At 67.7% G+C, this 8,017-nt stretch carries 12 protein-coding genes; 9 read left to right on the plus strand and 3 right to left on the minus strand.

The window, feature by feature from the left end; all coding sequences use genetic code 11:
- Window positions 1-163 precede the first annotated feature (163 nt).
- From U9977_RS27250 to U9977_RS23615, 8 genes are all read left to right on the plus strand, one after another.
- The gene (locus U9977_RS27250; protein WP_416210761.1) at window positions 164-259 is read left to right on the plus strand and encodes a putative leader peptide; all 96 of its coding nucleotides are present in this window, start codon (window positions 164-166) and stop codon (window positions 257-259) included.
- 372 nt (window positions 260-631) lie between these two features.
- Window positions 632-1,198 carry a cysteine dioxygenase family protein gene (locus U9977_RS23580; protein WP_322751471.1) on the plus strand — a complete coding sequence of 189 codons (567 nt, stop codon included), beginning with the start codon at window positions 632-634 and terminating at the stop codon, window positions 1,196-1,198.
- Complete coding sequence (locus U9977_RS23585; RefSeq protein WP_416210762.1) at window positions 1,192-1,611, plus strand: rhodanese-like domain-containing protein; 420 nt, start codon at window positions 1,192-1,194, stop codon at window positions 1,609-1,611. The genes U9977_RS23580 and U9977_RS23585 overlap by 7 nt, the downstream gene beginning before the upstream one ends.
- A 375-nt stretch (window positions 1,612-1,986) precedes the next feature.
- Window positions 1,987-2,343: a type II toxin-antitoxin system RelE/ParE family toxin gene (locus U9977_RS23595; RefSeq protein ID WP_322751472.1), complete on the plus strand. Its 357-nt coding sequence runs from the start codon at window positions 1,987-1,989 to the stop codon at window positions 2,341-2,343.
- A 19-nt stretch (window positions 2,344-2,362) separates the two neighbouring features.
- Entirely contained in the window at window positions 2,363-2,668 is a 306-nt protein-coding gene (locus U9977_RS23600) for a helix-turn-helix domain-containing protein (RefSeq protein ID WP_322751473.1), read from the plus strand.
- A 14-nt stretch (window positions 2,669-2,682) separates the two neighbouring features.
- On the plus strand, window positions 2,683-2,964 hold the full coding sequence (locus U9977_RS23605) for a hypothetical protein (protein WP_322751474.1): 282 nt from the start codon (window positions 2,683-2,685) through the stop codon (window positions 2,962-2,964).
- Between the two features lie 201 nt (window positions 2,965-3,165).
- Window positions 3,166-3,639, plus strand: a complete 474-nt coding sequence (locus tag U9977_RS23610; RefSeq protein ID WP_322751475.1) for a hypothetical protein — start codon at window positions 3,166-3,168, stop codon at window positions 3,637-3,639.
- 306 nt (window positions 3,640-3,945) lie between these two features.
- Window positions 3,946-4,407 carry a hypothetical protein gene (locus U9977_RS23615; RefSeq protein ID WP_322751476.1) on the plus strand — a complete coding sequence of 154 codons (462 nt, stop codon included), beginning with the start codon at window positions 3,946-3,948 and terminating at the stop codon, window positions 4,405-4,407.
- 43 nt (window positions 4,408-4,450) lie between these two features.
- Here U9977_RS23615 and U9977_RS23620 read toward each other — a convergent pair whose 3' ends face one another.
- From U9977_RS23620 to U9977_RS23630, 3 genes are all read right to left on the minus strand, one after another.
- Window positions 4,451-4,654: a hypothetical protein gene (locus tag U9977_RS23620; protein WP_322751477.1), complete on the minus strand. Its 204-nt coding sequence runs from the start codon at window positions 4,652-4,654 to the stop codon at window positions 4,451-4,453.
- Between the two features lie 85 nt (window positions 4,655-4,739).
- The gene (locus tag U9977_RS23625; protein WP_322751478.1) at window positions 4,740-5,138 is read right to left on the minus strand and encodes a hypothetical protein; all 399 of its coding nucleotides are present in this window, start codon (window positions 5,136-5,138) and stop codon (window positions 4,740-4,742) included.
- A 193-nt stretch (window positions 5,139-5,331) separates the two neighbouring features.
- Complete coding sequence (locus U9977_RS23630; protein WP_322751479.1) at window positions 5,332-6,921, minus strand: MFS transporter; 1,590 nt, start codon at window positions 6,919-6,921, stop codon at window positions 5,332-5,334.
- Window positions 6,922-7,039: 118 nt separating this feature from the next.
- Between U9977_RS23630 and U9977_RS23635 the strand changes: the two genes are divergently transcribed.
- Window positions 7,040-8,017 (plus strand): MarR family winged helix-turn-helix transcriptional regulator (locus U9977_RS23635; RefSeq protein WP_322751480.1); only part of this gene is annotated, 978 nt, incomplete at its 3' end.

The raw sequence follows: 8,017 nt of genomic DNA on the forward strand, positions 1-8,017 counted from the left end.
AGCACTCTCGGTAAATCGACATTGTCGAGTCAAGAAGTAGACAAGTGATTTACGCCACAATGATAAACAGACTGGCGGCGGCCGCCAGACCCACCGATCACTCGCCAAATTCTCCACTGAGAAAGTCGACAATGCACCCCGTGCTCCGCTAGCCTCACAGGTCATGAGCGGTCACACCGTCCTGGTCAGCCGCCCGCACGTCGACTACGTACGGGTGGCCAGCGCACTGTGTCTGCGCTGTCGTATGCCTACCCGGTAGCCAGGACGATCCGCGAAGGCCGCCGGCGGGGCGCAAAAAATGATCATGCGGCCCCTGGCTCACTCAAGCCGGGCTGCCCGATCCATCGTGGCGAGTGTGACTGAAAGTAGTCGCAGCCGGCCTGCCTCCCGGCGTCCGGCACCCGACGTTCGACCTTTCGACGTCGTTTTCGGCCTGCCACGGTGACCACGGTGGCCTCGCCAACCTGATCGGGGAAGCCGTTTCGCCGCAGGAGCACTCCCGCCGCTGCCTCACCGCGGGCTCCCCTCCCCACGCCCCACGGACCTACCGCCGTCACCGGCCGTCACAGCGTTCAGCCATGCCTGCCGTGTCTGTGCCAGCTACCCGTCCCACCTCTGGAGGTACCGTCTCGTGACCACCGCTGCACCCGTGGACGTCGACCTCGACCTCGACCACAGCGGCATGACCACGGCGCCGCCCGCCCACGCCTGCGTGAGCAGCCGCCGCCCGACGGACCTCGCGCTGATCGTCCGCCGACTCGTAGCACACCGAGACAACTGGACACCACTGGTTCGCTTCAACCCGACCCGCCGATCGTCCATGCTGTTGGACGCCACATCCGACTACCAGGCATGGCTTTTGACCTGGCTACCCGGCCAGTCCACCGACCTGCACGACCACGGCAACAGCGCGGGCGCGTTCACGGTCGTGGCCGGCGTCCTCACCGAACTGACCGTCGTCCCCGGTCGGTCCGAACCCCTGCGCCCAACCGCCCTCGCCAACCCAACTGCCTTCGCCCCCGGTCAGGTCCGCTCCTTCGGCCCCGCCCACGTCCACGACATCAGCAACACCGCCAACGCCCCGGCGGTCAGCATCCACGTCTACACGCCAGCGCTGAAGTTCATGCGACGCTACGCCCTGGATCCACACGCGGGACTCGTCGAAATCGGCCGCGAACGAGCAGGAGTCGACTGGTGACCGTTACCCCGCAGCCCCCGGCAGGGGCCCGAACGATCGAACAGATCCTCGCCGACACCCGATCCAGACTGATGCGGCTCACCCCCACCCAGGCAGACCAGGCACGCCGGCAGGGCGCGGTCATCGTCGACATCCGCCCGGCCGCACAACGCGCGACCGAAGGCAAGATCCCCGACGCTCTGATCGTCGAACGGAACGTACTCGAGTGGCGCTTCGACCCCACCAGCGACGCCAAGCTCCCCGAGGCCACCGGCTACCACCTGCAGATCATCATCGTGTGCTCGGAAGGCTACACATCCAGCCTCGCCGCAGCCTCCCTCCACGACATCGGCCTGCAGCACGCCACCGACGTCATCGGCGGATTCCGGGCATGGGCCACCGCCGGTCTACCGACACACCACACCAAACCGTAAACTCAGAGTATCCGAGGGGGACCTTGCCCATTCCTACATGATCGACCATCGCGCGATCCTCGCCCTCTCGGCGGCACGATCACCTTCAGGGCAGGATGGATAGCTCCAGCTATAATAAGTAGAGCTATCAACATGAGGGCGGCATGGCGACCAAGCCCGTGGAGATGTTCGACCGCGGCTTCGAATGGCCGGAACTCCTCGAAGCCGCCGAGTTCGGACGGGCTGGCGAACCGGCCCCGAAGTCGTTGCAGAAGAAGAACGGCCGTCGGCCCGGCGGGCAGGAAGGCCACGACGGGGCGGCGTTGGCACGGGCCGTGGAACCTGACATCGTCCCAACGCATGAACCCAGTATAGGTTGTGTCTTATACTGGGTGCATGCGTTGGGATGTGCGGCTGCTCGACGATGTCGAAGCATGGCTGCTGGATCTCGACGACGACAGTTACGACCTGGTCGCCGCGGCGATCGACAAGCTCGCCGACGACGGTCCCACGCTGGGTCGTCCCCTGGTCGACCTGGTCAAGGGCTCTCGCCACCACAACCTGAAGGAGCTACGTCCCGGATCTGCCGAATCGAGCGAGATACGTGTCCTGTTCATCTTCGATCCGGCGCGACGGGCGGTGCTCCTCGTCGGTGGCGACAAGTCCGGCGATTGGAGCGGCTGGTATGTCCGAAACATCAAACTCGCCGACGACCGGTATGACGGCTGGCTGCGTGGTGACTATGACCGCTGAGGCAACGGGAGGCCTGGCCGTGACAAGCACCTGGAACGAGACTCGGGCCAAGCGACCTCCTCGCGAGGACAGGGTCGCGGAGCACCGCGCCCAGATCGACGCCGAGGTACGCGCCTACCGGCTGCGGGAAATCCGCGAGGAGCAGGGTCTCACCCAAGTCGAACTCGCGGAGCGGATGCATGTCAAGCAGCCGTCCGTGTCCGATCTTGAGCGTGGCGCGCTGGATCGCGCCGGGCTGTCGACCATCCGGGCCTATGTGGAGGCACTCGGCGGAAAGATCGAGATTATCGCCGACTTCGGTGACCGACGAGTCGTCCTCAGCTGAGTCGGTGCCGGACGATGAGCCGGTACGCCTACGACCCCGACCGGCGTGCGGTCGTCGTCTCCTGGGCCACCGGAACCGGCGACCTGGCCGCAACCGTCGCCACGCTGCCCACGGCAACCGCCGGCAGCGACGCCCTGCGACTGGCCGAACAACTGACCTTTCTCGCCGCCGCGGCCTGGCGCACCTACGCCCACCCGGCCAGCGCCACGGTGAGTTTTTCCAACGCTGTACGTGTGTTCCGGCAGTCGGATTTCCGACATCCAACATGCCGTAAGCCGGCGCCCTCAAGGCAGTGACCAGCGGGCTTCCCCGAAAGGCGCGTCAGCCCGACCTTCAGGTGGCCGTACGTAACCGTCTGGAGCCGCTATTCTTTGATGAAAACTCAGGCTGGCCGGGGGCGCCCGCGAAGGCGTTGTTTCCTGAGCTTGTTCGCTCCCGACCTGCGCCGTACCGCAACCGTGAAAAATTCAATGGGCGGACCGGAGGGTAGGGTGCAGATGACCCGACGCCAGCGGCGGAGAACGCTTCGAGCCGGCTCTGGCGTCGGGGCCGTTCTTGCCGGGCTGCTCGCGTCGTTCGGGCTGTGGTTCGCGGTGCCGGCCTACATCGCCGTTGTACTGGGTATAAGACTGTTCGCCTGGCCCACCATCTGCGGTGCGTTTCGGCCCCGAACGGCCGGCGACGAGACGTGCCGGGCGCTGGTCAACGGAAAACTCACGGGGTGTGACAGGCACAGGCTGGACAAGGCCCGCGACCTGTCAGCCGTTCTCGACCCGCGTCACCCGGCGTCTCCCTTACCGACAATGCTACGACTGGTCCGCGGGCGCCGTATGCCAAACCCCGCACCCGCCCTGACCTCCGCGCCGAGGAACGTCACGTTCAGAAACGCGCTGAGCATCTACGGGATCATCGTATGCGTGGTGATTACTGCCGTCGGTGTCGCCCTCTACATCCTCGCCCGGTCGCTCTAAGGCTGCAAGCCCGAACACGGAAACCATCCGACGAGATTCGAGAGGATTTATACATGGCCGGTAGGCGGATCGGCGGGATAGACCCGGCGACTGGAAGCCCGGGTGGGAGTGAGCCGGCCAGGAGAACAGGGCCGGGAGTCCTCGTCACGGTCAGCGTCGCAGTAGCCCTTGTCGGTACCACCGTCTCCGCGAGCGGCACCGTTGCCGCCAGCGGCGGCACCACGGACGGCCCGGTCGTCGGCATCATCAGCCGGATCATTATCCAGGTCCGGGGAACGTCCCCGCGGGTCGTCGCAACGCCCCACTGTGGAGATCAGCACGCAGGACCTCCGGTCCACCGAGGTCCGGCTGGCCCGGCACGGTCTGCGGGCCACCGGACACCTGCAGTACGACGGCAGCGACTGTGCCGAGCACTCGTACGGGATAGTCCATGATTTTTTCCTGCGACGGCCGTGCACCGCTCTCTACCGGGCACAGTTCGAGGTCCGGGACAAAAAAGGCGACGTCGTGTTGGTCGCCGTTTCCTGGGTCAAGATGCCCGACGAGGACGGCGCCCGCTCCTACCAGCAGCTCGTAGACACGGGCGGCACCGGCAACATAACCGAACTGTCGCGGGAGGATGGACGCTACCGCACGGTCCGCTACACGGGGTATCAGTACGTCTCCCGCCGCAACGGCACGGTCGTCGCCAACGCCCAGGCCGAACCCGTCGCGCGGGGCTGGACAGGCCTCGCGCTGACATCGATCGCAGACAACGCCATCCGATGACCATTGGGCTCACTTCCCTGGCACGGACGCTCCGTCTGTCGCCCTACGCCGGAGCAGCGGGGCCGCCTCGCCCCCGCCAGTCAGCCTCGCCCACCGCCGCCGCCGTCGCACCAAATGCGGGGAGCAGCGTCGTGTTCAGGCCCATGATGAGCTGGAGACGATTATGCATACGTTGGTACTGGTTCTGCAGGTTGTTCTGCTGTTGCCGAAAATCCTCCATGAGGAGGTCGGTCCAGGTCAGGGACATAACCCACCGCTCCTTGGAAGTCGGGATGGCTGGGACATCCCGTCGGCCGGCATGATCGGTAATGCCGACCTCCGGCGTGGTGGTATCAAGGCTTCGTCCCCCGCCAGGTGAGCAGGACGAAGACGTCCAGCACGGTTTTGTCATCGAAGTAGAGAATGAAGGTGTCGGTCGGCCCCGGCGGGACGTCCCAGGCGCGCTTTCCGGTGGTCGCGGGGTCGTTGCCCACAGCGCCGCAGAGCAGTCCCTTCAGCTCGTCCCGGAAGGTGAGCCTAACCGCGCGGGACTTCTTGTCCTCTTCGTCATGGGGGTTGTCCTGGTCCCATGCGCGGTCCACGACGACCAGCGACTGTGTCGCGTCCCCACCCCCGTCCCGGCCAGGGGAGCCGCCGGACGGCCCGGTTCCCGGCGCGGCGGTCAGACCTGCCCCCGCCACATCGGCCGGCGACGCCGACGACCGGGCCGTCATGTGCTCGGCTGGCGTCACGCGCCCGCTGACCTCCTCGGTGCGTCGACCGACATCGACGTATCTCGATCTGTGTTGTTCAGGTCGAGTGTCCGGCCGGGACGGCGTCGCCGGCATCCGGGAACTCCCCAGGGTTTGCGGCGACAGAGCCGGTCCGTCTCCGCCGTGTCGAGGAACTGCCCGGTCTGGGCCGGGGTCCAGACAATCACCGGACTCAGCCGTTGACCCGTGCGGCACCCACCGGAGCCGGTTGGCCGTCCCCGCCAGGGCCACGACCGCCACCGTCGCCACCACCGGCCGGGCCGCGGACGACGAAGTCACGCTGTCGGATGAGGACGAGCGACAGTCCCGCCGCCACGAAGGCCGTAACAGCTGCGACCAGCAGAACCTCGTTCAGCCCGGCGACGAAGCCGGCGTGCGCGGCGACACCGATCGCGGCGCGGGCGGACGGCGGTGCGGCCGCGACCGCCGCCTGGATGCCACCACCTGACACCGCCTGGGCGATGTGGCCAGCCTGCTGGGCCACGGGCGTACCGGCGAGGCTGACGGTGACGGTGTCGCGCATCTGGGCACTGAAGATCGAACCAAGGCCGGCGATACCGGTCGCGATCCCGACCTGACGGAAGGTCGTGTTGATCCCGGACGCCATGCCGGCGCGTTCCGGCGCCACCACACCGACAGCGGTGGAGGCGAGCGGAACGTTGACAAAGCCGGCGCCGACACCGGCGACAATGAAACCGGGGATGAAGTGGGTCCACCCGGAGTCGACGGTCAGGCCGCCCATGAGCAGCAGGCCCGCGCCGATGGCCACGAAGCCCGGGCCGATGAGCAGCTTGGCCGGCACGCGTTCGGTGAGCCGTCCGGCGATGGCGGCGGCCACGAAAATCGCCCCACTGAGCACCAGGAAGCGGATGCCGGTGGCGACGGCCGACAGGCCGAGCACGCTCTGCATGTACAGCACGAGATAGGTGAACATCGAGAAGAGGCTGGCGGACAGCCCGAACGCGGCGAACAAACCCCCGTCGAAGGTCGGCTTACGCAGCAGGGTGAGGTCGAACATCGGCTGGGTCTGGACGGCCTCGGCGACGCCGAACGCCACCAGCAGCACAGCCGCCCCGATCAGGCACCCGGCGACCTGGGCCGAGCTCCAGCCGTCGGTGCTGCTGCGGATGAGCCCGTAGACCAGCGCGCCGAGCGCGCCGGAGAACGTCACCAGGCCGAACCAGTCGACCCGACCGGCGTGCGGATTGCGGGACTCGGCGACCGTGAGCAGAGTGATCGCGACCGCGACAACGCCAACCGGAAGGTTCACGAAGAAGATCCATCGCCAGGACAACCCGCTGGTCAGCACCCCGCCGAGGACCGGGCCCACAGCGACCGCCACGCCGGTGACGGCCCCGAAGACCCCGAAGGCGACCCCGCGGTCGCGGCCGCGAAACGCGTCGGCGAGCAGCGCCAGGGACGTCGCGAACATGATCGCACCGCCGACACCCTGCCCGGCCCGGGCCAGGATGAGGAACAGCGAGGTTTGCGCGAGGCCGCACAGCAACGACCCGACGGTGAACATGGCCGTGCCGACGGCGAACATCAACCGTCGACCGAACCGGTCCGCCAGCGAGCCGGCCGTCAGCAGCAGGGCGGCCAACGTCAGAGCGTAGGCGTCGATCGTCCATTGCAGGTCCGACAGCGAGGCGCCGAACGCCCGCCCGATGTCCGGCAGCGCCACGTTCACGATCGTGACGTCAAGCAGCAGCATGAAGACGCCGATGCAGACCGCCGCGAGCGTCCACCACTTCCTCTGCACGGTTCCTCCCCAGACAGGCCTCTTACAGATACTTGTTTAACTATCAACTAGCCTAACTATCAACTACCATAGGGACAAGGCCGAGCGTGGCCGCCACGCCTGACGGCCGGAGGGATGCATGATCGGGGAGCGCGAGCCGGCGGTTGCGACGGTGAACGCCGTGCCGGTGAACGCCGTGCCGGTGAACGCCGTGCCGGTGAACGCTGCCGGGGCAGCCGGGGTCGGCGCCGCGGAGCCGGGCGGATCGACGTACGTCCCGGCGGTGCTCGCCGGTTCGGTCGGGTACCTGCTGCGGCTCGCGCACGAACGGGCGCGAGCGGACGCACAGGCCTTGCTGGCGCCGGGCCAGCATCCGCGCGAGTACGCCATGCTGGTCGCCATCGACGCCGACGGAGCGTACTCGTCCCAGCAGCGGCTCGCCGAGCGGCTGGACGTCAACCGGACCGCCATGGTCAAACTTGTCGACCGACTTGAGCAGGCCGGCCTGGTCGAGCGTCGCCGGAACCCGGCCGACCGACGTAGCTACGTCCTTGTGCCCACCGACGCCGGCCGGGCGCGGCTGACCGCGATGAGGCCCGGGCTCGAAGCCGCCGAGCGGCTGTTCACCGCCGGCCTGACCCCGCCGGAGCGCGAACGGCTACACGGCCTGCTGCTCCGGATCCTGGTCGGGCCGGGTCACCCGTCCGGGCTACCCGAGGCGCTCACCGGCCGAAGCACCTTCCTCGTCGTCCACGCGCACTACCGGGTCCACACGATCGCGTCTCGTCTCCTGGCACCAGTGGGCATCACCCCACGCCACGCCGGCGCGCTTGCCGTCATCACGAACGACACGCCGTGCTCCCAGCAGCACGTCGCCCACGAGCTGGGAACCAGCGGGGCGGTGATGGTCGAGATCGTCGACCACCTGGAGGCCCGCGGCCTCGTCGAGCGCCGGTCCTGTCCAACTGACCGCCGGCGCTACGAGCTGTCGCCCACCGCCACGGGCAGGACCGTCCTGTCCAGCTCCTGGGAACTGATCACCGAGGCGGACGCGCATCTCACCGCCCCGCTGCCCAGGTCGGAGGCGGCCCAGTTGCCGGCTCTGCTGCACCGTCTG

Origin of the sequence: Protofrankia sp. Cas8, from assembly GCF_963555845.1 — a bacterium.
GTDB lineage: Bacteria > Actinomycetota > Actinomycetes > Frankiales > Frankiaceae > Protofrankia.